The organism is Lipingzhangella halophila (genome assembly GCF_014203805.1).
Taxonomy (GTDB): Bacteria; Actinomycetota; Actinomycetes; order Streptosporangiales; family Streptosporangiaceae; genus Lipingzhangella; species Lipingzhangella halophila.
In genome coordinates this window covers 4,245,177-4,268,442 of sequence record NZ_JACHJT010000001.1, presented here as the reverse complement: position 1 = coordinate 4,268,442, position 23,266 = coordinate 4,245,177, and the positions used below count along the sequence as shown (strand labels likewise).

At 70.4% G+C, this 23,266-nt stretch carries 23 protein-coding genes; 16 read left to right on the top strand and 7 right to left on the bottom strand.

Features of this window, described 5'->3' with window-relative positions; all coding sequences use genetic code 11:
- Position 1 precedes the first annotated feature (1 nt).
- The 12 genes from mreC to F4561_RS19630 all read left to right on the top strand — a co-directional run bounded on the left by mreC (position 2) and on the right by F4561_RS19630 (position 15,435).
- Positions 2-934, top strand: a complete 933-nt coding sequence (gene mreC, locus F4561_RS19685; RefSeq protein WP_184580855.1) for a rod shape-determining protein MreC — start codon at positions 2-4, stop codon at positions 932-934.
- Positions 931-1,476, top strand: coding sequence for a rod shape-determining protein MreD (gene mreD, locus F4561_RS19680; protein ID WP_184580854.1), 546 nt, complete (start codon positions 931-933; stop codon positions 1,474-1,476). The genes mreC and mreD overlap by 4 nt, the downstream gene beginning before the upstream one ends.
- 8 nt (positions 1,477-1,484) lie before the next feature.
- Entirely contained in the window at positions 1,485-3,659 is a 2,175-nt protein-coding gene (gene mrdA / locus F4561_RS19675; protein ID WP_184580853.1) for a penicillin-binding protein 2, read from the top strand.
- 25 nt (positions 3,660-3,684) lie between these two features.
- Positions 3,685-4,863, top strand: a complete 1,179-nt coding sequence (gene rodA / locus F4561_RS19670; RefSeq protein ID WP_184580852.1) for a rod shape-determining protein RodA — start codon at positions 3,685-3,687, stop codon at positions 4,861-4,863.
- A 134-nt stretch (positions 4,864-4,997) separates the two neighbouring features.
- On the top strand, positions 4,998-6,938 hold the full coding sequence (locus F4561_RS19665; protein WP_184580851.1) for a TIGR03960 family B12-binding radical SAM protein: 1,941 nt from the start codon (positions 4,998-5,000) through the stop codon (positions 6,936-6,938).
- Positions 6,939-7,494: 556 nt separating this feature from the next.
- On the top strand, positions 7,495-8,286 hold the full coding sequence (locus F4561_RS19660; protein ID WP_246437239.1) for a TIGR03936 family radical SAM-associated protein: 792 nt from the start codon (positions 7,495-7,497) through the stop codon (positions 8,284-8,286).
- Positions 8,287-8,441: 155 nt separating this feature from the next.
- On the top strand, positions 8,442-11,495 hold the full coding sequence (locus F4561_RS19655) for an Rne/Rng family ribonuclease (RefSeq protein WP_184580850.1): 3,054 nt from the start codon (positions 8,442-8,444) through the stop codon (positions 11,493-11,495).
- A 238-nt stretch (positions 11,496-11,733) separates the two neighbouring features.
- The gene (gene rplU / locus F4561_RS19650) at positions 11,734-12,045 is read left to right on the top strand and encodes a 50S ribosomal protein L21 (RefSeq protein WP_184580849.1); all 312 of its coding nucleotides are present in this window, start codon (positions 11,734-11,736) and stop codon (positions 12,043-12,045) included.
- Positions 12,046-12,059: 14 nt separating this feature from the next.
- Complete coding sequence (gene rpmA, locus F4561_RS19645) at positions 12,060-12,317, top strand: 50S ribosomal protein L27 (protein ID WP_184580848.1); 258 nt, start codon at positions 12,060-12,062, stop codon at positions 12,315-12,317.
- 174 nt (positions 12,318-12,491) lie between these two features.
- Positions 12,492-13,868 carry a GTPase ObgE gene (gene obgE / locus F4561_RS19640; protein WP_184580847.1) on the top strand — a complete coding sequence of 459 codons (1,377 nt, stop codon included), beginning with the start codon at positions 12,492-12,494 and terminating at the stop codon, positions 13,866-13,868.
- Positions 13,869-13,975: 107 nt separating this feature from the next.
- A complete protein-coding gene (proB, locus tag F4561_RS19635) occupies positions 13,976-15,199 on the top strand; it encodes a glutamate 5-kinase (RefSeq protein WP_184583886.1) in 1,224 nt (407 codons plus the stop codon).
- A 5-nt stretch (positions 15,200-15,204) separates the two neighbouring features.
- Positions 15,205-15,435: a hypothetical protein gene (locus F4561_RS19630; RefSeq protein WP_184580846.1), complete on the top strand. Its 231-nt coding sequence runs from the start codon at positions 15,205-15,207 to the stop codon at positions 15,433-15,435.
- Here F4561_RS19630 and F4561_RS19625 read toward each other — a convergent pair.
- The 3 genes from F4561_RS19625 to F4561_RS19615 all read right to left on the bottom strand — a co-directional run bounded on the left by F4561_RS19625 (position 15,432) and on the right by F4561_RS19615 (position 17,718).
- Positions 15,432-16,190 carry a YqeB family protein gene (locus F4561_RS19625; protein WP_312885383.1) on the bottom strand — a complete coding sequence of 253 codons (759 nt, stop codon included), beginning with the start codon at positions 16,188-16,190 and terminating at the stop codon, positions 15,432-15,434. The genes F4561_RS19630 and F4561_RS19625 overlap by 4 nt on opposite strands.
- Positions 16,187-17,347, bottom strand: a complete 1,161-nt coding sequence (locus F4561_RS19620) for a hypothetical protein (RefSeq protein ID WP_184580845.1) — start codon at positions 17,345-17,347, stop codon at positions 16,187-16,189. Before F4561_RS19620 ends, F4561_RS19625 begins: the two co-directional genes overlap by 4 nt.
- Before the next feature lie 140 nt (positions 17,348-17,487).
- On the bottom strand, positions 17,488-17,718 hold the full coding sequence (locus F4561_RS19615; RefSeq protein WP_184580844.1) for a hypothetical protein: 231 nt from the start codon (positions 17,716-17,718) through the stop codon (positions 17,488-17,490).
- Positions 17,719-17,895: 177 nt separating this feature from the next.
- Here F4561_RS19615 and F4561_RS19610 point away from each other — a divergent pair, with 177 nt between their 5' ends.
- Both F4561_RS19610 and F4561_RS19605 read left to right on the top strand, forming a co-directional pair.
- Positions 17,896-19,131 carry a sensor histidine kinase gene (locus F4561_RS19610; protein WP_184580843.1) on the top strand — a complete coding sequence of 412 codons (1,236 nt, stop codon included), beginning with the start codon at positions 17,896-17,898 and terminating at the stop codon, positions 19,129-19,131.
- Complete coding sequence (locus tag F4561_RS19605; protein ID WP_184580842.1) at positions 19,128-19,820, top strand: response regulator transcription factor; 693 nt, start codon at positions 19,128-19,130, stop codon at positions 19,818-19,820. The genes F4561_RS19610 and F4561_RS19605 overlap by 4 nt, the downstream gene beginning before the upstream one ends.
- Before the next feature lie 65 nt (positions 19,821-19,885).
- Here the strand turns inward: F4561_RS19605 and F4561_RS19600 are convergent, their stop codons facing one another.
- Complete coding sequence (locus F4561_RS19600) at positions 19,886-20,188, bottom strand: hypothetical protein (protein WP_184580841.1); 303 nt, start codon at positions 20,186-20,188, stop codon at positions 19,886-19,888.
- A 172-nt stretch (positions 20,189-20,360) separates the two neighbouring features.
- Here F4561_RS19600 and F4561_RS19595 point away from each other — a divergent pair, with 172 nt between their 5' ends.
- Both F4561_RS19595 and F4561_RS19590 read left to right on the top strand, forming a co-directional pair.
- On the top strand, positions 20,361-21,212 hold the full coding sequence (locus F4561_RS19595; protein WP_184580840.1) for a helix-turn-helix domain-containing protein: 852 nt from the start codon (positions 20,361-20,363) through the stop codon (positions 21,210-21,212).
- 8 nt (positions 21,213-21,220) lie between these two features.
- The gene (locus F4561_RS19590) at positions 21,221-21,526 is read left to right on the top strand and encodes a DUF397 domain-containing protein (protein WP_184580839.1); all 306 of its coding nucleotides are present in this window, start codon (positions 21,221-21,223) and stop codon (positions 21,524-21,526) included.
- Here the strand turns inward: F4561_RS19590 and F4561_RS19585 are convergent.
- The 3 genes from F4561_RS19585 to F4561_RS19575 are packed head-to-tail and all read right to left on the bottom strand — an operon-like array spanning position 21,471 to position 23,192.
- A complete protein-coding gene (locus F4561_RS19585) occupies positions 21,471-22,322 on the bottom strand; it encodes a DUF6082 family protein (RefSeq protein ID WP_184580838.1) in 852 nt (283 codons plus the stop codon). The two genes, F4561_RS19590 and F4561_RS19585, sit on opposite strands and share 56 nt — an antisense overlap.
- The gene (locus F4561_RS19580) at positions 22,319-22,930 is read right to left on the bottom strand and encodes a DUF6879 family protein (protein ID WP_221445555.1); all 612 of its coding nucleotides are present in this window, start codon (positions 22,928-22,930) and stop codon (positions 22,319-22,321) included. The genes F4561_RS19585 and F4561_RS19580 overlap by 4 nt, the downstream gene beginning before the upstream one ends.
- Complete coding sequence (locus tag F4561_RS19575; protein WP_184580837.1) at positions 22,923-23,192, bottom strand: hypothetical protein; 270 nt, start codon at positions 23,190-23,192, stop codon at positions 22,923-22,925. The genes F4561_RS19580 and F4561_RS19575 overlap by 8 nt, the downstream gene beginning before the upstream one ends.
- Positions 23,193-23,266 lie beyond the last annotated feature (74 nt).

Here is a 23,266-nt window from a genome sequence, read left to right as displayed (position 1 = left end):
GATGCGGCGTCGCAACGCCTCCCGAGCGCGGATCGTACTCACCACACTGGTCGTCGCGTCGGTCACGCTGGTCATCCTGGACACCCAGGAGAGCGCCGACCCGGTCACCAACGGAGTCCGCTCGGCCGGCGAGCTGGTGTTCGCGCCGATCTCCGACGGGGTCTCGGCGGTGGCGGGACCGCTCGATGACGCCTACCAGACGCTGGCGGCGGCGCCGGGCGCCCGCGACCGCATCGCCGAGCTGAAGGAACGCAACCGGGAACTCGCCGCCGAGCTCGACGCGCAGCGCCTCGACGAAGGACGCTCCGAAGAGCTGGACGACCTGCTGCAGCTTTCCGGTCTGGGCGGATACGAGATCGTTCCCGCTCAGGCGGTGACCCGGGTGAGCTCGACCGGCCACTCGGACACCGTCACCATCGACGCCGGGGAACGCGACGGGATCACAAAGGACATGACCGTCGTCAACAGCGACGGCCTCGTCGGCCGAGTGCTGCGCGCCGGCGCGACGACCGCGACTGTCCTGTTGCTCACGGACGGCGCGTCATCCGTGGGGGCCCGCCTGGAGGGCGAGAGCGAGATGGGGGTCGCGCACGGCACGGCGCGCAGTATCAACGACTCCTCGCCGATCCGGTTCGAGCTGCTCGACGCCAACGCGGAGGTGTCCGAAGGGGACCGCCTCGTCACGATGGGCTCGCACGAGGGCACCCCGTTCGTGCCCGGGGTGCCGGTCGGTGCCGTTGAGCACGTCCAGGACACACCGGGCGCGCTCAGCCGGAGCGCGAAGGTCGCACCCGCGGTCGACGTCGGCTCGCTGGACATCGTCGGTGTGGTCGTCGCCGGGCCCGAGAAGGACCCGCGCGACTCGGTGCTGCCGCCCAAACCCGACGAGGACGCCGCCCAGGCACCCCACGAGGACGCGGAGGACGCGGAATGAGGGGCGCAACTACGGTCCTGCTCCTGGCATTCGCCGTGCTGCTGCAGGCCGCGGTCGTCAACCGGCTCCCGTTGCCCTGGGGAAGCGCGCCCGATCTTGTGGTGCTCACCGTCGTGGCGATCGCGCTCGGCGCCACACCGGTCAGCGGCGCCCTCGCCGGCTTCTCCGCGGGGTTGGCCCTGGACGTCCTGCCGCCGGCCGACCATGAGATCGGACGGTACGCACTGGTGCTGTGCCTGGCCGGTTACGTGGTCGGCAAACTGCACGACTCGCCCTGGCGCTCCCGGGCGTGGCCGTACCTGGTGGCCTTCGGGGCGGCGCTCGGTGTCGCGCTCGGCTTCGCCACGCTCGGCCTGGTGCTGGGCACCCCGCACGTTGGCGGGGGGACGTTCCTGTTCGTCGTGCCGATCAACGTCGGCATAACGATGCTGGTGAGCCCGGTGGTGCTGGCGCCCGTGCGCCGCCTCCGGCGCTACCTCGCCAACGGCGACCTCTCCGACATCACCGACACTCCGTGGGCTACCGGAGGGATCCGCCTGTGAGACGGATCATGAAGGCCAGAACCGAACGCGGTGAGAGGCGGCCCGGCCGGTTCGGGCTGGTGCTGGCGCAGGTTCTCGTCATCGCGTTGGCGGCGGGGCTCACCGCCCGGATGTGGTACCTGCAGATTCCCATGGCCGAGCACTACCAGCGCCTCGCGGAGGCCAACCACATCCAGGAGCTCGTCGTTCCCGCGACGCGCGGCCAGATCCTCGACTCGTCGGGCCGCGCGCTGGTGCGCAACCGGACCGAGCTGACCGTCTCGGCGGACTACCACCAGCTGCAGCGCAGACCAGACGGTGGGGAGGCGGTGCTGCGCAACGTCGCCGAGGTGGTCGACGTCCCGTTCGAGGACCTCCGGAAGCGCACGCGGCTGTGCGGCCCCGAGGTCCCCCGGCCCTGCTGGCCGGGCTCGCCCTACCAGCCCATCACCCTGGTCGAGGACGTCGACGCCCAGCTCGCGATGCAGATCATGGAGCGCCGGGAGGACTTCCCGGGAATCACCGCGCAGCAGCGCCCGGTGCGCGAGTACCCCATGGGCGACCGCGCCGCCCAGCTCCTCGGGTACCTGCAACCCGTCACCGAGGAGGAGCTGGCGGAACGCGAGGACCTGCGCACCCAGTTCACCGGGGTCGACAATGTGGGGCGCGGCGGCGTCGAGGCGGTCTACGACGACGAGCTGCGCGGAACCTCCGGCGTACGAAAGTACGAGGTCGACAGGAACGGCAACGTGACCGGTGTGTACGCCGAGACTCCGCCCGAGCCGGGGGCGCACCTGGTGACGAGCGTCGACGAACGGGTGCAGCGGGCGACCGAGGACGCCCTGGCCCGGGGGCTGGAGTCCGCCGGCGGGCCGGCCGACTCGGCGGCGGCGGTCGTGCTCGACGTCAAAACGGGCGGCGTTGTCGCCATGGCGAGCCTGCCCACCTACGACCCGGGCGTGTGGGAGGGCGGAATCGACCAGGAGACCTACAACGACCTGCTCAGCGAGGAGGCTGGCGAGCCGCTGACCTCGCGCGCCCTGCAGGGCCAGTACCCGCCGGCGTCGACGTTCAAGGTCAACTCGCTGGCCGCCGGAGCGGAGAACGGAGTGTCGCTGAACGAGACGTACTCCTGCCCGAGCTCGATCTCGGTGGGGAACCGCTCGTTCGAGAACTACGAGGGCAGCGCGCACGGCAGCCTGAGCCTGCACAAGGCCATCGTGGTGTCCTGCAACACCGTCTTCTACCAGATGGCCTACGACATGTGGAAGGAGGACGGCGGTTCCACTCCCGACGACGAGCCGGTGGACGCCATGACGAGCATGGCGCACGACTTCGGGTTCGGCGAGCCCACCGGGATCGACCTGCCGCACGAGGGCAGCGGCCGTGTCCCGGACCGCGAGTGGAAGAAGGAGTACTGGGAGTCCACCCGGGAGGAGGCCTGCAAGCGCGCCAAGGAGGGCTACCCCGACGAGGAAGACCCGGAGCACGCGGCCTACCTGAAGCAGGTCGCCAAGGAGCAGTGCACCGACGGATACCGGTGGCGGGCCGGCGACGCCGTGAACTTCTCGATCGGCCAGGGAGACCTGGTCGTCACACCGCTCCAGCTCGCCCGGGCCTACGCGGCCATCGCCAACGGGGGGACGCTGCATGTTCCGCGGGTCGGCAAGGCGCTCGTCTCGGCGGACGGCTCCGAGGTGCGACAGATCGAGCGGGGCGAACCCGATGAGCTCCCGGTCAGCGACCGCACCCTGGAGTACCTGCAGTCCGCGCTGGCCGACGTCCCGCGGGAGGGAACCGCGCAGGGGGCCTTCAACGGGTTCCCGCTGGACGAGGTGCCGGTGGCGGGCAAGACCGGAACGGCCACCGGCAAGGGAAAGAAGGAGTCGGGCTGGTTCGCGTCCTATGCGCCCGCCGACGACCCCCAGTTCGCCATCGTCGCGCTGATCTCCCAGGGCGGCACCGGCGGTTCGGTGGCGGCACCGGTGGTCCGCGAGATCTACGACGGAATCTACGGTTTCTCCTCCGACGACTCCGACTCCGACTCCGACTCCGACGACTCCGACGAGGAAGCCGAGGACGGCGACCGGGACGCCGGCGACGCGCAGCAGGGCGAACCGGCGCTGCCCGGTGGGGAACCACCGGCGGAGCTGCCGACCGTCCGCCCCGACGGGTCGATCGCCGCTCCCGGAGAGTCGGACTGAGCAGGGAAGGGCCCGAAGACACGCGATGACCGCCTACACGAGCCCGCACGTCGCGCGCGCGACCTGGCGTGGCTACGCCGAGAGGGTGCTCGCCGCCGGGGCGCGGCGGCGGGTGGACTGGTTGCTGGTGGTACCGGTGGTCCTACTGTCGGCGCTGGGGACGCTGCTGGTGTGGACCTCCACCCACACTGCCGGCGCGCCCGACGTCGCCACCGGGTACGTGCAGCGCCACCTGATCCACCTCGGTGTGGCCGTGCTCTGCGGCCTGCTCGTGGCCTCGGTGGACTACCGGACTCCGCGGGCGTACGCGCCGATCGTGTACCTGCTCTCCCTGGCCGGACTGGTGCTGGTGTTCACTCCGCTCGGGGAAGTGATCAACGGGTCGCGCGGGTGGCTCGTCGTCGGAGGCCTGCAGGCCCAGCCCAGTGAGTTCGTCAAGGTCGCGCTGATCCTGGCCGTGGCCATGCTGCTCGGCGAGCCCAGGGACGGCGAGCGCGCGCCAACCACGCGCGACGTGCTGTTCAGCCTGGTGGCGTTGGCGGGCCCGATGGCCATGGTCCTGCTCCAGCCGGACCTGGGAACCGGGCTGGTCCTGGGGGCGATCTTCCTGGCGATGCTGTCCATGTCGGGCGCTCCGGTGCGCTGGATCGTCGGGATGCTGGGTTGCGGGCTGGCCGCGGTGCTCTGCGTGTGGTGGTTCGACCTGCTTGAGCCCTACCAGTTGGCCCGGGTCACCACCCTGTTCGACCCCACCGCCGACCCCCAGGGCCGGGGCTACAACGCGAACCAGGCGCTCATAGCGGTCGGCTCCGGCGGCTTCGAGGGGACCGGGCTTTTCCAGGGCGAGCAGACCAGCGGCCGCTTCGTGCCCGAGCAACACACCGACTTCATCTTCACGGTCGCTGCCGAGGAGCTGGGCTTTGTCGGCGGTGTGGCGATCGTCGCACTGCTCACCCTGGTCATCTGGCGGGTGTTGCACGTCGCGACCGGGTGCGAACAGCCTTACGCGCGGCTGGTCTGCGTGGGAGTGGCGGCCTGGCTGGGGTTCCAGGCGTTCATCAATATCGGGATGACCCTGGGAGTCGCGCCGATCACCGGCCTGCCGCTGCCGTTCCTCTCCTACGGCGGTACCGCCACCATCGCCACCCTGATGGCGATCGGTCTCGTGCTGGCCATCCACGCCCGTGACCGCGGGTTCGAGTGAACGGCACGCGACCGCCGGAGGACGCGCGCGGGCCGGGCCGCTAGCCTGAATGAAACGGGCTCGCGCGAACGCGGGCACCGCCGACTTGAGTCACCTTACCGATCCGGAACCTGATCGATCCGAAAGGCATTCCCATGCCCGTCGAATCCGTTTTCCCGCGACTGGAAGCCCTGCTGCCCAGCGTGCAGAAGCCGGTTCAGTACGCGGGCGGCGAACTCAACTCCGTAGTCAAGGACTGGGACGCCTGCGAGGTCCGCTGGGCCCTGATGTACCCCGACGCCTACGAGGTGGGCGTTCCCAACCAGGGGGTGCAGATCCTCTACGAGGTGCTGAACGAGCGCGAAGGCGTCCTGGCCGAGCGGACCTACGCGGTCTGGGCCGACCTCGAAGCGGCCATGCGCGAGCACGGGATCCCGCAGTTCACCGTCGACGCGCACCGCCCGGTCGGCGCCTTCGACCTCCTCGGTGTCAGCTTCGCGAGCGAGATGGGCTACACCAACCTGCTCACCGCCCTCGACCTGGCCGGTATCCCGCCGCACAGCGCCGACCGCGGCGAGGACCACCCGATCGTGCTGGCCGGCGGGCACGCCGCGTTCAACCCAGAGCCGGTCGCCGACTTCCTCGATGCCGCCGTGCTGGGCGACGGCGAGGAGATCTCGCTGGCCATCACCGAGGTGGTGCGCGAGTGGAAACGCGAGGGGAGCCCCGGCGGCCGCGATGGCCTGCTGCTGCGCCTGGCGAACGGGGGCGGCGTGTACGTTCCGCGGTTCTACGACGTCGAGTACCTGCCCGACGGACGGATCGGGCGCTACACCCCGAACCGGTCCGGTGTGCCGTGGACCGTGCGCAAGCACACCGTCATGGACCTGGACAACTGGCCGTACCCGAAGGACCCGATCGTGCCGATCGCCGAGTCCGTTCACGAACGGTACAGCGTGGAGATCTTCCGGGGCTGCACCCGCGGCTGCCGGTTCTGCCAGGCCGGGATGATCACCCGGCCGGTACGGGAACGCGGCAAGGAGACCATCACCGAGATGGTCGACCGCGGCGTGCGGTCCTCCGGATTCCAGGAGGTCGGCCTGCTCTCGCTGTCCAGCGCTGACCACAGCGAGATCGGCGATATCGCCAAGGGGCTCGCCGACACCTACGAGGGCACCAACACGGGCCTGTCGCTGCCGTCGACCCGGGTCGACGCGTTCAACATCGACCTCGCCAACGAGCTCAACCGCAACGGGCGGCGCTCCGGGCTGACGTTCGCGCCGGAGGGCGGCAGCGAGCGGATGCGCCGGGTGATCAACAAGATGGTGACCGAGGCCGACCTCATCCGCACTGTCACCGCTTCCTATGAGGCCGGGTGGCGCCAGGTCAAGCTGTACTTCATGTGCGGGCTGCCGACCGAGGAGGACGAGGACGTACTGGCGATCGCCGATCTGGCTCGCGAGGTCATCAAGGCCGGGCGCGCGGCCACAGGGCGCGGGGACATCCGCTGCACGGTCTCCATCGGCGGGTTCGTGCCCAAGCCGCAGACCCCGTTCCAGTGGGCCGGACAGACCCCGCACGAGGTCGTCGACGCCCGGCTGCACCGGCTCAAGGACGAACTGCGTTCGGACCGCCGGTACGGCAAGGCCATCGGCCTGCGCTACCACGAGGGGCGCCCCTCCACCATCGAAGGGCTGCTCTCGCGTGGCGACCGCCGCGTGGGGCGGGTCATCGAGCAGGCATGGCGCGACGGCGCCCGCTTCGACGGGTGGAGCGAGCACTTCTCCTACGACCGGTGGAGCGAGGCCGCGGCGAAGGTGTTCGCCGACGAGCCCGTCGATCTCGATTGGTTCACGGTTCGGGAGCGGGACCGCGACGAGGTTCTTCCCTGGGACCACCTGGACGCCGGACTGGACCGCGACTGGCTGTGGCAGGACTGGCAGGACTCGCTGCACGGCACGGAGGCGGTGGAGGTCGACGACTGCCGCTGGACCCCGTGCTACGACTGCGGGGTCTGCCCCAGCATGGGAACCGAGATCCAGATCGGGCCGACACCGGTGTCGCCGGAGAGGAAACTGCCGCTCACTGTGCTCTGAGGGGAGCGGCCCGCGGCCGGTGCGGACCGGGTGGTATGGCCCGACGCCCCGCTCGCGCCGGGCCATACGTGTAGTAAGACGTACCGGGTCCCCGGAAGGTTTGCATGGGAGCAAAGATTCTTGGAGAAGTTTTTCTGGCGCTCCGCGCATAGGATGAGGAGTAGGTAAGCGTGCTCGGTGCGGCCGGGGTGGAGCGGGTCAGGCTGTGGCCGATCCAACGATCAGAGCGCTTTTCAACCTTCGGCGCGGCGGGAAGATCGCATAGGTGTGTGGTCCGTCACGGTGCATCCGCCAGCCAGTCAACAACCGGACCTCCCACGCCGCCGGTGCGCGAGGGTCGCTACCACGAGCCGGTGGCGCGCGGGACCCGACGGGCACCGTACGCTGAAAAGGACGAGCAATTCCCAGGTGGGTGCGGCCGGGACGAATCGGTGCACCCGACCGACAGCCATCGACGAAAGGAGTAGCACTGCCCCCCGCACCTGAGGGCACCATTGCGCCCTCCACTGGTAAGCCCGGACAGCGGCTGCGCGTCCGTTACTCCAAGCGCGGTCGGATGAGGTTCGCGAGCCATCGCGACATCGCCCGTGCTCTGGAGCGGGCCATCCGCAGAGCCGGGATACCGGTAGCTTTCTCAGCGGGGTACACGCCACACCCGAAGATCTCCTACGCCGGTGCTGCCCCTACTGGGGTGGCCAGCCTCGCGGAGTATTTCGAATGCACCCTGGCCGAGTCCCAGGACCCCGGACTGGTACGCGCCCGGCTCGATGACGCGATGCCCGACGGCATCGACATAGTCGACGTCGTGGCGGCCGGCGCGGGTGGGCTGGCAGACCGTCTTGAGGCTTCGGAGTGGCAGGTGGAAATGCCGGGTGTCGCCCCCGACGGCGCCCGGACGGCAGCGGCCGCGTTCCTCGCGGCCGAGAGCGTCGAGGTGGAGCGGCTTACCAAGAAGGGCCGCCGCCGCTTCGACACCCGTGGGGCCGTCCTCCGCATGGAGGTGGAAGGGCATGCCACCACGGGACAACACGAGACATGCGCCATACTTCGGATGGTTGTGCGGCACACCACACCTGCCGTGCGACCGGACGACGTGGTGACCGGCCTTCGTCAGGTGGCCGACCTGGCGCCGCCGTCATCGACTCTGATGACCCGGCTGGCGCAGGGGCCCTTGGACGAAGCGTCCGGCGCGATCGCCGATCCGTTCGCCGTGAACGATGGAACCACCCAGAACGGCGAACCAGAACGAGCCGCCCCCAAGGATGGGTCGGCACAGGCGGATCCGGCCGGACGCGCGGAGGAGAAACCGCGGTCGTCCTCGCCCGCACGGGACTCTGAGCATGCGTGAGTCCACTCGGGGAGTGTTGGCGACGATTACGGACTTTGCGCCGGGAGCACCCTTGTGCGATCGGCGACGACCTAGCGACGACGGTCCTCGCGCGCAGCGGCGGCGGCCAACCGGCCGGTGCCGCGCCCCGAGGACTTTGACGGGAGACCGCCCGGATGCTCGAAAACGAGCCCAGCAGCGGTGCGGATGGCACCGCGGGTACAACTGAAACGACAGAGACGGACCGGCCGATTACAACGGCCGCCCCGCAGTCAGGGGAGGTGCGGGTCAGCGCGCCCGGCAAACGCGGTGGAAGAGTCCGGTCAGCCGGGCCGCCACCGGAGCCCGAACCAGTGGCCGCGTCCCCGGACACACCGCTGACGACCATCGCCGGCGAGGTGGGGGTCGCCACCAGTGGAGCCGAGCCCGCCGCGGATGCGGAGCCGGGCCCGGCCGAGGCCGCCAATGAGCCGAGCGCCGGCGAGGAGAGCGGCGCTGCCGAAAGCGCCGCCGAAGAGGGCGCCGCCGAGGTGAGCGCCACCGCGGGGAGCTCCGCCGAGGACGGCGCCACTGAGGGTGCGACCGCTGAGAGCGCGACCGGAACGGGCACCCGCCCGGCCAGGGCGTCCCGCTCGCGCACTCGCCGGACCGCGGCGGCGCGCAGCACCGAAGAGCCTCCCGCGCCCAGTGAGGACGCGGCCCCCGGCGCCTCCGCGGACGAAGACGGAAGCGGCACCGGCGCCGAGGCCTCGGACGGTGGCGCGGCCAGCACGTTCCAGCCGCCCATGGTGCTCTTCCAACCGCCGGTGGCCCACACCGCGTCCGCGGGGAGCACCCCGGCGCGAGACGACCGCGACGACCAGGACGACTCGGACGACTCGGACGAGTCGGACGACGCCGAGGCTGCCGATTCCACCGACGAAACCTCCGAGTTCGACGGTGACGACGGCGACTCCGACGAGGACCGCCCGAGCCGCCGCCGCAGGCGCCGCGGCGGTCGCGGCCGCGGCAAGTCGCGGCCCGGCGACGATGGCACCTCCGAGACCGACACCGGTGGCACCGCCAACACGGCGGTAGCGGAGGAGGAGAGGTCCGGCACCGAGCGGACCGCCGAGCCCGCAGAGGAGTCGCAGGGGACCGCCCGGGAGGCGACGGCCGCCTCCACCGAGGACACCAGGGGCACCCGGCGCCGCAGGCGCCGCCGCCGGACCGCCGGCGAGGCCGCGGAGGCCACCGAGGACACCGAGTCCGTCACCACCGGCGACGATCCGCCGAACACGGTCGTCAAGGTGCGCGAGCCGCGCCAGGAGAAGCAGGAGAAGCAGGCCGAGAGCGAGGTGCAGTCGGTCAAGGGCTCCACCCGCCTGGAGGCCAAGAAGCAGCGCCGCCGCGAGGGCCGCGAGCAGGGCCGCCGCCGCGCGCCGGTCATCACCGAGTCGGAGTTCCTCGCGCGGCGCGAGTCCGTCAAGCGCGACCTGGTGATCCGCCGGAACGGAGACCGGACGCAGATCGCCGTCCTTGAGGACGACGTCCTCGTGGAGCACTACGTGGACCGGGCGGCGCACAAGTCCTACGTGGGCAACGTCTACCTCGGCCGGGTGCAGAACGTCCTGCCGTCGATGGAGGCCGCGTTCGTCGACATCGGCAAGGGCCGCAACGCGGTGCTCTACGCCGGTGAGGTGAACTGGGACGCCTCCGGTCTCGAAGGCCAGCCCAAACGCATCGAGTCCGTGCTGAAGTCCGGCCAGTCGGTGCTGGTCCAGGTCACCAAGGACCCCATGGGACACAAGGGGGCCAGGCTGACCAGCCAGATCAGCCTACCGGGGCGCTACCTGGTCTACGTGCCCGATGGCTCCATGACCGGTATCAGCCGCAAGCTTCCCGACAAGGAGCGCACGCGGCTCAAGCAGATCCTGAAGAAGGTGATGCCGGAGAACGCCGGCGTCATCGTGCGCACCGCCGCCGAAGGAGCCAGCGAGGAGGAACTGGAACGCGACATCTCGCGCCTCTCCTCGCAGTGGGAGTCGATCAAGCGCAAGTCGAAGTCGGCCACCTCGCCCTCGCTGTTGAGCAGCGAGCCCGACCTCACCGTCCGGGTGGTGCGCGACGTCTTCAACGAGGACTTCGCGAGCCTCGTGGTCGCCGGGGACGAGGCGTGGAGCACGGTCAAGGAGTACGTCGACTACGTTGCCCCGCACCTGGCCGAGCGGCTGACGCACTGGGACGGCGAACGCGATGTCTTCGAGGAGTACCGGGTCGACGAGCAGATCGCCAAGGCGCTGGAGCGCAAGGTGTGGCTGCCCAGCGGCGGATCGCTGATCATCGACCGCACCGAGGCCATGACCGTCGTTGACGTGAACACCGGAAAGTTCACCGGCCAGGGCGGCAACCTGGAGGAGACGGTCACCAAGAACAACCTGGAGGCGGCCGAGGAGATCGTCCGCCAGCTCCGGTTGCGCGACATCGGCGGCATCATCGTGATCGACTTCATCGACATGGTACTCGAAAGCAACCGCGACCTCGTGCTGCGCCGGATGCTCGAATGCCTCTCCCGCGACCGCACCAAGCACCAGGTGGCCGAGGTGACCTCGCTGGGGCTGGTACAGATGACCCGCAAGCGGGTGGGGCAGGGCCTGCTGGAGGCGTTCTCGCACACCTGCGAGTCCTGCAACGGCCGCGGGCTGGTGCTGTCCAGCGAGCCCGCGGAGACCAAGGGCGGCTCCAGCAGCGCCGGGTCGGCCGCCGGGTCCGGCGGGAGCGCCAACGGCAAGAAGAAGAAGGCCAAGAGCGGGAGCGACAAGGCCGGCAAGGGCGAGATCACCGAGTCCGCCCAGACCTCGGAGGTATCGGCCGAGGCGCCCGCCGGCGACGGTGAGGCCGAACCCGCGGCCGCCGCCGAGGCGCCCGCGGAGCCGGAGACCACGACCGCCAAGTCGTCCTCGCGGCAGGCCGCGAAGGGCACCACCCGCAAGAGTGGCGCCAAGCAGTCGACCCGCAAGACGAAGAAGGACAAGGAAGCGGCCGCGGCCACCGCCGCCGAGACGGCCGACGGGGAGGCCGCGGAACCCGCTGCGGCCGAAGGCGCGTCCGCTGAGGCGGCCGGCACGGAGGCGACTGGCGAGGCCGAAACCGGGGCCGAGCGCCCGCGGCGCCGGCGTACCCGGCGGACCAAGACCACGGGGCCGGCGTCCGAAGCCGCATCGGCGTCCGCCGTGGCCGAGGCCGGATAGCACGCACCGGCCGGGCCGCGCGCGGCCCGGCCGGGCACATGGGTGACCGTGCGCTCCGCTCGCCGGTCGGTGGTAGTCTGAAGTCGGTGCGTCGGCGCGCCCCTTTCGTTCGCGCGCCCGAGACCTACTGACGATTCCCGCGCCCTCGTGGGCGAGCGGATCCGCGGTCGATTTTGAGCGCATTATGTCCCCGCGCACGCGGGGATGGTCCTCACACGAGCAGGAAGAGAGTTTCCCGGTGTACGCGATCGTGCGAGCGGGCGGCCGACAGGAGAAGGTGTCCGTCGATGACGTCCTGGAGATCGACAGGGTCTCCGAAGAGTCGGGTTCGACGGTGACGTGGGAGCCGGTCCTTGTCGTCAACGATGGCAAGGTCATCAGCGAGACCTCCGAGCTGAGCGGCTACAAGGTCACCGCCGAGGTCCTCGGCGAGGCCAAGGGCCCCAAGATCAACATCATCAAGTACAAGAACAAGACCGGTTATAAGCGCCGCATGGGGCACCGCCAGAAGTACACCCGGGTCCGGGTAACCGGTATCGCGGCGAAGTAGGGGGAAGGGCTGACATGTCGACAAAGAAGGGCGCGTCGAACACCCGGAATGGGCGCGACTCCAATCCCAAGCGCCTTGGCGTGAAGCGCTTCGGCGGGCAGGCCGTCAAGGCCGGCGAGATCCTTGTTCGCCAGCGCGGTACTCACTTCCACCCTGGTGACAACGTCGGCCGCGGTGGCGACGACACGCTGTTCGCTCTGTCCGCCGGCAAGGTCCAGTTCGGCCACCGGCGCGGCCGCAAGAACGTGAACATCGTCCCGGCGGCCGAGTAGGGCCGGCAACGCGGACGCGGTAGAAGCAGCAACGCGCAGGGCGGGCCAGATGATCTGGCCCGCCCTGCGCGTGTTCGAGCACATAGGCTGATCCCCGAGGGGGAACCGCGCGGCGCTACGCGCGGCGGGCTTCGCACCGGCAGGGGACCAGCGGGGAACCACACAGGAGGCCACATGCCGGACTTCGTCGACGAGGCGGTCCTGCACATCAAGGCTGGCGACGGCGGGCACGGCTGCGCCTCCGTACACCGCGAGAAGTTCAAGCCCCTGGGCGGACCCGACGGGGCCAATGGCGGCAAAGGCGGCGACGTCGTCCTGGAGGTCGACCCGAACACGGCCACTCTGCTGGAGTACCAGCGCCGCCCGCACCGCAGGGCGGCCAACGGAAAACCGGGCCAAGGGTCGCACCGCGCCGGAGGCAGCGGCACCGACCTGGTGCTGCCCGTTCCCGACGGCACGGTTGTGACCGGGGAGGACGGCGAGGTCATCGCGGACCTGGTCGGCGCGGGAACCAGGCTGGTGATCGCGCGTGGCGGCAACGGGGGCCTCGGGAACGCCGCGCTCGCCACGCCGCGCCGCAAAGCACCCGGCTTCGCCCTCAAGGGAGAGCCGGGCGAGGGTGCCGACGTCCGGCTGGAGATCAAGACCATTGCCGACGTCGGGCTGGTCGGCTTTCCCAGCGGCGGCAAGTCCTCACTGGTCGCCGCGCTCTCGGCGGCCCGCCCGAAGATCGCCGACTACCCGTTCACCACCCTGATTCCCAACCTGGGCGTGGTCGAGGCCGGCGCCTCCGAGTTCGTGGTGGCCGACGTGCCCGGCCTGATCCCCGGGGCGAGCAGCGGCAAGGGGCTGGGGCTGGCTTTCCTGCGGCACGTGGAGCGCTGCTCGACGCTGGTGCACGTGCTCGACTGCGCCACCTACGAGCAAGGGCGCGACCCCATCAGCGACCTCGACGCGCTTGAGGAGGAGCTGGCCGCCTACGCGGAACTGACCGAGATCGACCTGTCCGACCGGCCGCGGCTGGCCGTCCTGAACAAGGTGGACGTCCCCGATGGCCGCGAGCTCGCCGACCTCGTCGAGCCCACGTTCGAAGAGCGGGGAATCCGTACGATCCGGGTGTCCGCGGCCACTCACGAAGGGCTGCGCGAACTGTCCTTCGCCATGGCCGAGCAGGTCGAGGCGGAGCGCGCGGCGCGGCCGACCCCCGAGCCGACGCGGCTCGTGCTGCGGCCGCGAGAGATCGGCGGGACCCCGTTCGAGGTCGTCCCGCTCGGCGACAACACGTTCCGGGTGCGCGGCGATAAGCCAGCTAGGTGGGTGCGGCAGACCGACTTCTCCAACGACGAGGCCGTCGGGTACCTCGCCGACCGGCTGGACCGCCTCGGTATCGAGAACGAGCTGGCCAAGCAGGGGGCATCCCCCGGCGCCGAGGTCTACATCGGCGACCCCGAGAACTCCGTCGTCTTCGACTGGGATCCGGCCGTGGGCACCGTCTCCGACACCGGAGAGACCCCGTTCGGCCCGCGCGGTACCGACTCCCGGCTGGGCTGACACCGCGCGGGGCTGCGAATCCATCCGGCCGGGGACCGCACCGAGGCTTGAGGAGATGGACGGGCGTGCACACCGCACACGAAGAAACGGGATACGAGGGAACCGGGGTGTCCGCGGCGGAAGAGGGCGCGGCATCGTCCGGGCGTGCCGAGCTACCGGCCGCCCGCCGCGTTGTTGTCAAAGTGGGGTCGTCCTCACTCACCGCCCCGGATGGCCACCTCGACCGGGAGCGCATCCGCGAGCTGACCGACGTGCTCGCCGAGCGGCGGGCCGCGGGAACCGAGGTGCTCCTGGTGTCGTCGGGCGCCGTCGCCGCCGGAATGACACCGATGGGGCTGGCCAGCCGGCCGCGCGACCTCGCTACCCAGCAGGCGGCGGCCAGCGTCGGGCAGGGGCTGCTGGTGGCGCACTACACGGCGGCGTTCAACGCCCACGGGCTCACCACCGGGCAGGTGCTGCTCACCGTCGAAGACATGATGCGGCGGGTGCAGCACCGCAACGCCCAGCGGACCCTGCGGCGGCTCCTCGATATCGGGGCCGTGCCGATCGTCAACGAGAACGACACTGTGGCCACCCACGAGATCCGGTTCGGCGACAACGACCGGCTCGCGGCCCTGCTGGCGCACCTGATGCGGGCCGACGCGCTGCTGCTCCTCTCCGACGTCGACGCGCTGTACGACGGGAACCCGGCGCGGCCGGGGGCGCGGCGCGTCGTGGAGAGTGTCGCCGCGCGCGATCTGGACGGCATCAGCCTCGGCTCGACGAACCGGCGCGGTGTGGGCACCGGCGGCATGGTCACCAAGGTCGAGTCGGCGCGGATCGCGACCGAGGCCGGCGTGCCCACGGTACTCACCTCGGCGGACAACGCCCGTGCGGCACTGGCCGGCGAGCCGGTCGGCACCCTGTTCACCGCGCTCAGTACCCGCCGCCCATCGACCCGTCAGCTCTGGCTCGCGCACGCCACCGCCGGCCGGGGGAGCATCGTTCTCGACCCGGGGGCTGTGCGGGCGGTCCGGAGTGACAACGCGTCGCTGCTGCCGGCCGGGGTGGTCAACGTGGTGGGCGAGTTCTCCGCGGGCGACCCCGTGGACCTGCGCGACGAGGCCGGCCACTCCATCGCGCGGGGCCTGGTCAACTACGACTCGGCGGAGATCCCCGACCTGATGGGCCGCTCCACCCGCTGGCTCGCCCGCGAGCTCGGACCGGCCTACGAACGCGAGATCGTGCACCGCGACGACCTGGTGCTGCTGGAGAGCGGCGCGGACACCAACGGACCGTCCCCCCGCCCTGCCGCGGACCAGGGGGGCCGCGGGGATCGCGCAGTACATTGACACGTATGAGGCGAACGACGCACGAGTACGAAACCGAACTGCACAGCGACGGCGAAGTGGTCATGCTGGGCGCGGTCGCCTACCGCGGGCGGACGGTGCTGCACTCCGGGCCCGACATGTTCGCGCCACTCGAGCGATGGGCCCAGGACGTCGCGGACGAGATGCGCACCCCGGTCACCTGGCGCGCGACCTCCGACGGCGGCGAGGTGCACGAGGACACGAGGTACCCCGGTTAGCGGGAGTCCGGTGGGGCTGGCCGCCAGAACTGTTTCCCGTCGCGGTCGCGGAGCACGACACCGAGTCCGGCGAGCTCCGAGCGCAACTGCTCGGCGTCGGAGCGGTCCTTGCGCTCCACCGCTCGCGCGCGGGCTTTCAGCAGGGCGTGTGCCGAGGCGGAGAGGCCGGGCAGGTCCTCGACCCAGCGCTGGTAGTGCTCGGCGTGCGGGTCGCCGTCGTCGCGCCACGGGTATCCGTGCCGCCGGAACGCCGCGCGGAGCCGTTCCGGGGCCGGCATGTCGCCGCCCTGCCGGGCGAGTTCCCCGGTGTCCGGGCCCAATAGCACGAGGTCGGTGCCGTCGCGGAACACCGCCGTGGCGTCCGCGCGCTCGACGGTCCGGGTTTCCGCGTCGTTCCGCAACGTGACCTTGTCGTCGGCGACGGTGACGGTCGTGTACTCGGACTCGCTGACCAGCGCGAGCACCACACCGGCGACGAGCCCCAGAACGAGGCCGCCGATCGTCGCGACCAGGGCGGGCAGCCCGGCCACGAGTTCGAGGGGCCCCTGGAACGGGAACCACGGAAGCGAGACCGCCCAGTCGGCCACGATGGGGAGCAGCCATCCGAGAACCGCCCCCACGAGTGGGAAGCCGCCCCAGATGAGAACGCGCTCTCCCATTGGCCGGGCCAGCACGGTGGCCTCGTGCGGCGGGGTGCCGGACTCCATTGGACGTGCCTCCTCGTGGTCGTGGGTGCCAGTGTCGTTCGGGTTCACCGCGGCTCTCCCCTCCTGCGTATCCGGAGGGCGGCGAGCGCGAGCAGGGCGACCGCGCCGGCGGCGACGACCGTGTTGTGGGCGAGCTCTGCGGTGGTCGTGACGTCTCCGAGCGGCTGCACGAAGAACCCGATAACGACGTTTGTTAGCAGGGCGCCTCCGGCGGCGGCGAGCCGGTGCGGCGCCCCCCAGCCCTGGCGGCGGGACCAGGCGGCCAGCAGGCCGGCCAGCACTGCGATGGGCACTACGAACAGGGCGACACCGGGCCAGTCGACGACGAACCCCTGCCCGATTCCGAGCACACCGGTCACCAGCTCGACGGCCATGGGAAGGAACAGCGCCGCGAACGCCACGGCCCCGACCAGCCACGGGCGGGGTGCGCTACGGCTCGCGGTGGGGCGGGGCCGCCGTCCGGTGGCGAACGCGGCGCCGGCCAGAACGACGACCACAGCGGCCGCGCCGGCCAGTTGCGGAACAGCGGGCACGAACCCCTCAGTCCGCAGGTGCCACTGGACGACGAAGGCTGCGCCCGCGAGGAACAGCAGCACGGCGATGGCGAGGCCGAGCCTCCCCAGCCACGGTTGCGTGCGGCGGTGGTCCGGGGCGAACGACTCCACGATGGCGATCGGTACGCTGACGCTCCAGATGACATGCCCGGCGATCCAGGTCAGGGTGAGGTAGGCGCTGATACCGAAGGCCGGGATGTAGGTGGGGCGCATCATCGGCTGCAGGTAGTCGATGTCGCGGTACGACGGGTTGAACATAGCCTGGTCGATCAGTCCTGGCTGGAGCACGCCGAACGCCAGCGCCAGCAGCATGATGGTGGGCCACCCGCGACCGGCGCGCCGCGCCGCCTCCCGGATGATGAGCGCGGCACACCCGTACAGCGGCACGAAGACGACCAGTCCACCGAGCAGTTCGGCGGGCTGGCCCGTCGAGTCGTCATAGCCGATCAGGTACTCCGCGCACACCGGTGCCAGGAGCAGCAGCCCGAGCACGGGAGCCAGGCGGTGCAGGAGTGGCGCGCGAGGGCTCCGGGGGGACGGCTTCCCCGAGGGGTCGGCACGGTCATCGGTGGTGGCCGCTGGGACGTCCCTCGCTGAGCTGGTGGCGGCTTGGGAGCGTTGTGGCTCTGCTGGGGTGCCGCTGGAGGTCATGGTGTTTCTCGTCTCTGGCGGTTCTTGTGTGGCCGAGGTGGCGGAGTTGATGAGCGGGCGGCGGAGGTGGGTGAAGGCGCGAGCGGCGGGGATGACGTCAGTCCGGGGGAGCGGAGGCCCTTGTGCCACGGGAGCCGGAGTCATCTGGGCCGGGGCACGCTTGCGGCGGTCAGCACGGCCAGGCCGAGGAACGCGACGATGAGGTTCGCGTAGAGCTCGATGCCCGTCAGTGAGTCGAACCGGGGGATGACGAACCGGTTGACGACGTTCAGGAAGCCCATGATCGGCTGGTGGCCGAGTAGCCGGTCGATCGTTCCGCTGACGCCCACAGCGGTGACGACGAGCCCCAGTACCTGGATTGCCTTTCGCATACCCCGAAGCTACGGACGGCGGCCGGGCCGGCGCGTCGGCCATCGGGACCGGGCCGCCGCGACCGCCGTATCCGGTTGGCCGGGTCGGGTGCGACGAAAGTACCGAGTGCCGCGACTTCGGTATCGCCGGCCGCGCGTCCCGCCCCCCGCCGCTCACGGGTGAGTAGGTTCGAGACGATGGACGACTCCGCGCCCCCGCCCACGCACCGACGCGGCCCGCGCGACTGGGCGGTCGACACCGTCCTGTTCCTGGCCGCGGCGGGCTACGGGATCGGCTGGTCAGTGGCGCTGGTCGACGATCCCACCGTTCCGGACACGCGGCTGCTCTGGTTCCAGGTAATCGCCGCTCTGGCGTGCGCCGCCGTGTGGCTGCGGCGCCGCTGGCCCGTAGGGCTCGCCCTGGTGCTGGTGCCGGTGACGACGTTCGTCGACCTGGCCACCGGCGCCCAACTGGTGGCGCTGTTCACGGTGGCGATCCACCGGCCGGTGCGGCTCACGCTGGCCATTGGGGCGCTGATGGTGCTCGGCAGGTCCGGCTTCCTGGTGGTGGTCGACCCGTCCGGCCTGCTGCAGTTGGTGCTGTTCACCGTGGTCACCAACCTCGCCGTGATCGGGTGGGGGCTGTTCGTCCGGCACCGCGGGCAGCTCGTGCTCTCGCTGGAGGAACGCGCCAGGCGTGCGGAGGCCGAGGCGCACCTGCGCGCCGAGCGGGCCCAACATCTGGCCCGCGAGCAGATCGCCCGGGAGATGCACGACGTGCTCGGGCACCGGCTCTCCCTGCTGAGCGTGCACGCTGGCGCCCTGGAGTACCGGCCCGACGCCCCGCCCGAGGAGATCGCGCGGGCGGCGGCCGTCATCCGGGAGAGCACTCACCAGGCGCTGCAGGACCTGCGCGAGGTCATCGGCGTGCTGCGCGCCCCGGTGGGAGAGCTGCCCCAGCCCACGCTCGCCGACGCGCACACCCTCGTCGAGGAGTCGCGTGCCGCCGGGATGCGGGTGGAGCTGCGCGAGCGGGTGAGCGGCGGTGTGCCGGACGGTGTTGGCCGCACCGCCTACCGGATCGTTCAGGAAGGGCTGACCAACGCGCACCGGCACGCCCTGGGGGCGCGGGTGGAGGTTGCCGTGGCGGGCGCGCCGGGGGACGGGCTGACCGTCGAGGTCAGCAACGGCGCGCCGGAGGCGGGCCACGACGCCGGAACCGACCCCGGGGCCGATCTCGACGCCGACCATGGCCACGGCGACATGCTCCACGCCAGCGACCGCAGCGGTCCGGCCGCGGGGGCCGCCTCCGGCGCCGGACAGGGGCTGGTCGGCCTGGCCGAGCGTGTCTCGCTGGCGAACGGGACCCTGGAACACGGGCACACCGCGTCCGGTAGTTTCCACCTGCGGGCCTGGCTACCGTGGTCAACGTGACCGCCACCGAACCGACCGAGTGCCAGGCCATCGGCGTGCTCATCGTCGACGACGACCCGCTGCTGCGGTCCGGGCTGGCGATGATGCTGGGCGGCGCCGGCGACATCCGGGTGGTCGGTCAGGCGGGCGACGGGACCGAGGTGCCCGAGTTGGTGCGCGAGCACCGGCCCGACGTGGTGCTCATGGACATCCGGATGCCCGCGATGGACGGGCTGGCCGCCACCGAGGAATTGCGGTCCCGCCCGTCCGCGCCGGAGATCATCGTCCTGACCACGTTCGACGCCGATAAGCACGTGCTGCGGGCACTGCGCGCCGGAGCGGCGGGCTTCGTCCTCAAGGACACCCCGCCCGCCGAGATCGTGGAGTCGGTGCGGCGGGTGGCGCGGGGGCAGCCGGTGCTGTCTCCGTCGGTGACCAGACGCCTGATGGACCGCGTGGCGGAGTCCGGCCACGACCAGCGCCGGGCTCGGGCGCGGGAGCGCCTGGACCTGCTCAACGACCGCGAGCGCGACGTCGCCGTGGCGGTGGGGGAGGGGAAGTCGAACGCGGAGATCAGCGCCGCCCTCTACCTCGGCGTCCCCACGGTCAAGACCCACGTGTCGCGCGTGCTGACCAAGCTCGACCTGAACAACCGCGTCCAGATCGCCCTACTCGTCCACGACGCTGGCCTCCTCGACGAGCGCGACTGAAAGCCGGTGCGGCGGCGACCCGGGGAAGGGGCGCGGCCCTACCCCGGGGGCCGCGCGCGTAGCGGTCAACCGATGCCCACCATGACGGTGTGCTCCTCAAGCAGGGTCGCCCCGTCCGGCAGGGGATCGGGCCAGTCCGGCGGAACGGTGCGCAGCCAGAGGTCGGTGCCCCTGGAAAACAGGTCAAGGTGCTCCAAGCGCTCCCACAGCTCGAACAGCAGCACGGTCCGCCCGCAGGCGCACCCCGGGCCGAAGTAGGAAAGCGCGTGCGGCGACCGCACGTCGCTGAGGGAGAAGCCGCATTCATCAGGCTCGCCGCCCTTGACGACCTGGACGAGCGTGGCCCGGAGCTCAATGGTCTCAGGCATGAGGAGGGTCCTTCCCGAGTGAAGGGGCACTACGGAGAGTGCTGGGCTGGATCCTCAGTATGATTTAGCTCAAGCAGCGTTTCAAGCGGTATAGATTGTTTGAACAAAATTCCTTGTTGCTGGACCCCCGCACTACGATCGAGACACTCGCTAAGGCAGAGAGAGGAGTTGTGTGCCTGACAAGCACTCGCCGGGCGTGCGTCGGCGCAGACTGTCCGCCGCTCTACGGCGTCTGCGTACGGAATCGAAGCTCTCCGCTGCCGAAGCCGCGAAGCGCCTGGGCTGGTCATCAGCGACCAGGGTTACCCGCATCGAGCGCAACGAGTGGAAGCGGCCGAACCCTCGCGATGTCGAGGCGATGCTCGACCTCTACGAGGTCACCAGCGAGGAGCGCGAGCACCTGCTCAGCCTCACCGAAGAGGCGCGTGGACGTAGCGACTGGCATCAGTTCCAGGATCTCTTCCCGGGGAATCTTCCAGAGCTGGAGGCTGAAGCAACGAGGATCCGTAGCTATGAGGCGCTGTTGATCCCGGGGTTGCTGCAGACGCCCGAGTACGCCGCTGCCGTGTTTCGCGGTGGCCAGATCGTTCCCGAGGCGGACATTGAGCGCAAGGTCGAGTCACGTATGGCGCGACGCCAGGTGCTGGATGCCCCGAACGGCCCGCATCTCACGGCCATTGTTGACGAGGCCGCACTTCGCAAGATCGCCGGGTCCAGTGAGGTAATGCGGGAGCAGCTTCGCTTCCTGGTGGGGATGGCGGCCCATTACAAGGTCACGGTGCTCGTAGTTCCCAACGCGGCAGGTACCCACGCAGCGGTTTCGGGGGCGTTCTCGTTGATCGACTTCCCTCGCCCCGAACCGGGGGTCGTGTCCCTGTCGAACGCGGTGGAGTCCCTGTACGTAGAAGACCAGGGGTACGTAGAGCGCTATACGCTGATTTATGACGCAGTATTGGGGACAGCGCTCAGTGCCGAACGGTCCCTGACGCTCATCAACGCCATCACCGACGAGCTAGCCAAGTGAGCCCCGCGATGTTCCTGAGATTTCGCAAGTCCTCCTACTCGGATTCGCACGAGAACTGTGTCGAGGTCGCGCCTATCTTGAACTTCCGCAAGTCGTCCTACTCGGACTCTCATGACAACTGTGTCGAGGTCGCCCAGATCCCGAGCTTCCGTAAGTCCTCGTACTCCACCTCGGACGAGAACTGCGTCGAGGTCGCCGACCTCCCCACCGGCGCCGCCCTCCGCGACTCCAAGCGCCCCGAGACAGGCCACCTCGACTTCACCGCCCGCGAATGGGGCGCGTTCCTCGCCGCCTTCCGCGGCCAGGACGTGTAACCGTCCCGGCAGCCGGAGCAGGCGGGGCCGACAACGAGCGTCGGTGCCGCACGATCGCCACTCCGCTGGCGATCGCTCCGGCTCCCAACGCGCCCACCACGGGTAGCCAGCGACGCGGTCGCCGCCGTTGGGGCTCGTCCTCGGACTCCTCCGGTGGCGGCTCCGTTGCTTGCTGGAACTCGTCGTCGACGATCCGGTGGAACCGGCGCGACCTGCGTGTCTCGGCGGTGCTGAGCCGGATCGAGCGCACCCGGTTCCAGAAGTTCCAGCCGACCCGGCCAACGAACAGGTTGCGCGCCAAGGCGCGGAGATGCGCGTCACCGATCGCTCGGGACTCGTAGGCCATCTCCCACTGCGACAGGATCATGTTCGTGTACATGCTCTGCCGCTGTGCCTTTCCCTCGGGGAGCGGGAGGTTGGCACCCCAGCACTCCGCGTACTCCGGGCTTTCCATCGCGATGCGGAGCAGTTCACTGTTGGAGTCGCGCAAGGCGAGTTCGCGGGACATGCGGGTCTCGCGTGCCTGCAACACCAATGTCGCCACGACACCGGCGAGAGCAAGGCCGGCGAGCAGTGCTGACGCGGCGCCGTAGGTCTGGCCAATGAAGCTGAGGCTCTCCCAGTCGTCGTCGATTCCGCGGACCGCCCCGAGGGCAAGAGGGGAGAGTCCTACCAGCCCGACGACCGCGACCACGAGAAGAACGGCCACCGTAGGCAGGAACACGCGAGACGAAGCGCGGTCGCCCTTCGTAGTTGCCGTGTTGGGCCGGTCGGTCGAGCGTTCTGCTCCTCTCATGCTCGAACTGTCGGAGGCGGCAACGGCGCGATCTCGCGAGCGTAGAAGTCCTGGATCGGCTCGCCCTGCCCGAACAGGTCTGCCAGGTCGGCGCGGCATTCGGCGATCGCGTCGCGGTCGCCGATCCGCCACGCACCATTGGGTGTGCCGGCTGAGTCGTAGCGGACCATGTACAGCACCCGCTCGCCGAGGAGGACGATCTCCGGCAGCGGCCTTTCCCGTTCCAGATGCGCGGCCTGCGCGGGAAGGACCACCCGCAACGACTGGCCGGCTTCCGCCAGCAGGCGCAGGAACTGCATCTCCCACTGCACGTAGGGGGTGACCGGGTGCTCCACGACGCGGATGCGCCGGGTCTCGATCCCCACCTGCCGGTCCTTCTCCGCCATGGCCTCGGCTTCGGAGCGGTCCGCCTCGTTCAGTTCCAGGGCGCGGTCCCAGTCGCCGGCTGCGAACGCCTCCCAACTCGGATCGCCCGGCTCCCGGAAGGTCTGCCCGCGCTCCAGCTTCCAGAACACCCCGCCGACCTGCTCGTAGGTGTCCCAGTACTCCGCCAGGTAGACGTCACGCTCCAGGAGTGTTGCCGGAAGCGCGCCAAGCCGCTCAAGCATCGGGAATCTCGCGTTTCGCCGCGGTCATCGTGACGCGGGGGATCATCACGAGCCGCTCGTCGGGGCTGATACTCACTCCGGACGGAAGGCGGCCGCGGTACGCCTCGGTGACATCGCGGCCGATGACGACGACGTCGCCGTTGGCCATCTCCCAGATGTCCGGGCATTCCGGACCAGCTTTGGTGACACCCAAGGTCGCGGGGGACTGTCCGATCCGGCGTTTGAATTCGGTGTGGGGGTTGGCTTCCCAGGGGCGGTTCACGGGGGCTCCACGAAGGCGGGTGCTCGACGTCGGAGGTACGTGCCATACCCTGCACGCTCCGTGCACAAACGCCT

Bases quoted from the DNA above. Each gene is read 5' to 3' on its own strand.
- rpmA (WP_184580848.1), top strand. From the start codon at position 12,060: ATGTCGACAAAGAAGGGCGCGTCGAACACCCGGAATGGGCGCGACTCC.
- F4561_RS19610 (WP_184580843.1), top strand. From the start codon at position 17,896: ATGGACGACTCCGCGCCCCCGCCCACGCACCGACGCGGCCCGCGCGAC.
- F4561_RS19615 (WP_184580844.1), bottom strand. From the start codon at position 17,718: ATGCGAAAGGCAATCCAGGTACTGGGGCTCGTCGTCACCGCTGTGGGC.
- F4561_RS19590 (WP_184580839.1), top strand. From the start codon at position 21,221: ATGTTCCTGAGATTTCGCAAGTCCTCCTACTCGGATTCGCACGAGAAC.
- rodA (WP_184580852.1), top strand. From the start codon at position 3,685: ATGACCGCCTACACGAGCCCGCACGTCGCGCGCGCGACCTGGCGTGGC.
- F4561_RS19660 (WP_246437239.1), top strand. From the start codon at position 7,495: ATGAGGTTCGCGAGCCATCGCGACATCGCCCGTGCTCTGGAGCGGGCC.
- F4561_RS19585 (WP_184580838.1), bottom strand. From the start codon at position 22,322: ATGAGAGGAGCAGAACGCTCGACCGACCGGCCCAACACGGCAACTACG.
- F4561_RS19580 (WP_221445555.1), bottom strand. From the start codon at position 22,930: ATGCTTGAGCGGCTTGGCGCGCTTCCGGCAACACTCCTGGAGCGTGAC.
- mreC (WP_184580855.1), top strand. From the start codon at position 2: ATGCGGCGTCGCAACGCCTCCCGAGCGCGGATCGTACTCACCACACTG.
- F4561_RS19630 (WP_184580846.1), top strand. From the start codon at position 15,205: ATGAGGCGAACGACGCACGAGTACGAAACCGAACTGCACAGCGACGGC.
- mrdA (WP_184580853.1), top strand. From the start codon at position 1,485: ATGAAGGCCAGAACCGAACGCGGTGAGAGGCGGCCCGGCCGGTTCGGG.
- F4561_RS19600 (WP_184580841.1), bottom strand. From the start codon at position 20,188: ATGCCTGAGACCATTGAGCTCCGGGCCACGCTCGTCCAGGTCGTCAAG.
- F4561_RS19655 (WP_184580850.1), top strand. From the start codon at position 8,442: ATGCTCGAAAACGAGCCCAGCAGCGGTGCGGATGGCACCGCGGGTACA.
- mreD (WP_184580854.1), top strand. From the start codon at position 931: ATGAGGGGCGCAACTACGGTCCTGCTCCTGGCATTCGCCGTGCTGCTG.
- obgE (WP_184580847.1), top strand. From the start codon at position 12,492: ATGCCGGACTTCGTCGACGAGGCGGTCCTGCACATCAAGGCTGGCGAC.
- F4561_RS19665 (WP_184580851.1), top strand. From the start codon at position 4,998: ATGCCCGTCGAATCCGTTTTCCCGCGACTGGAAGCCCTGCTGCCCAGC.
- F4561_RS19620 (WP_184580845.1), bottom strand. From the start codon at position 17,347: ATGACCTCCAGCGGCACCCCAGCAGAGCCACAACGCTCCCAAGCCGCC.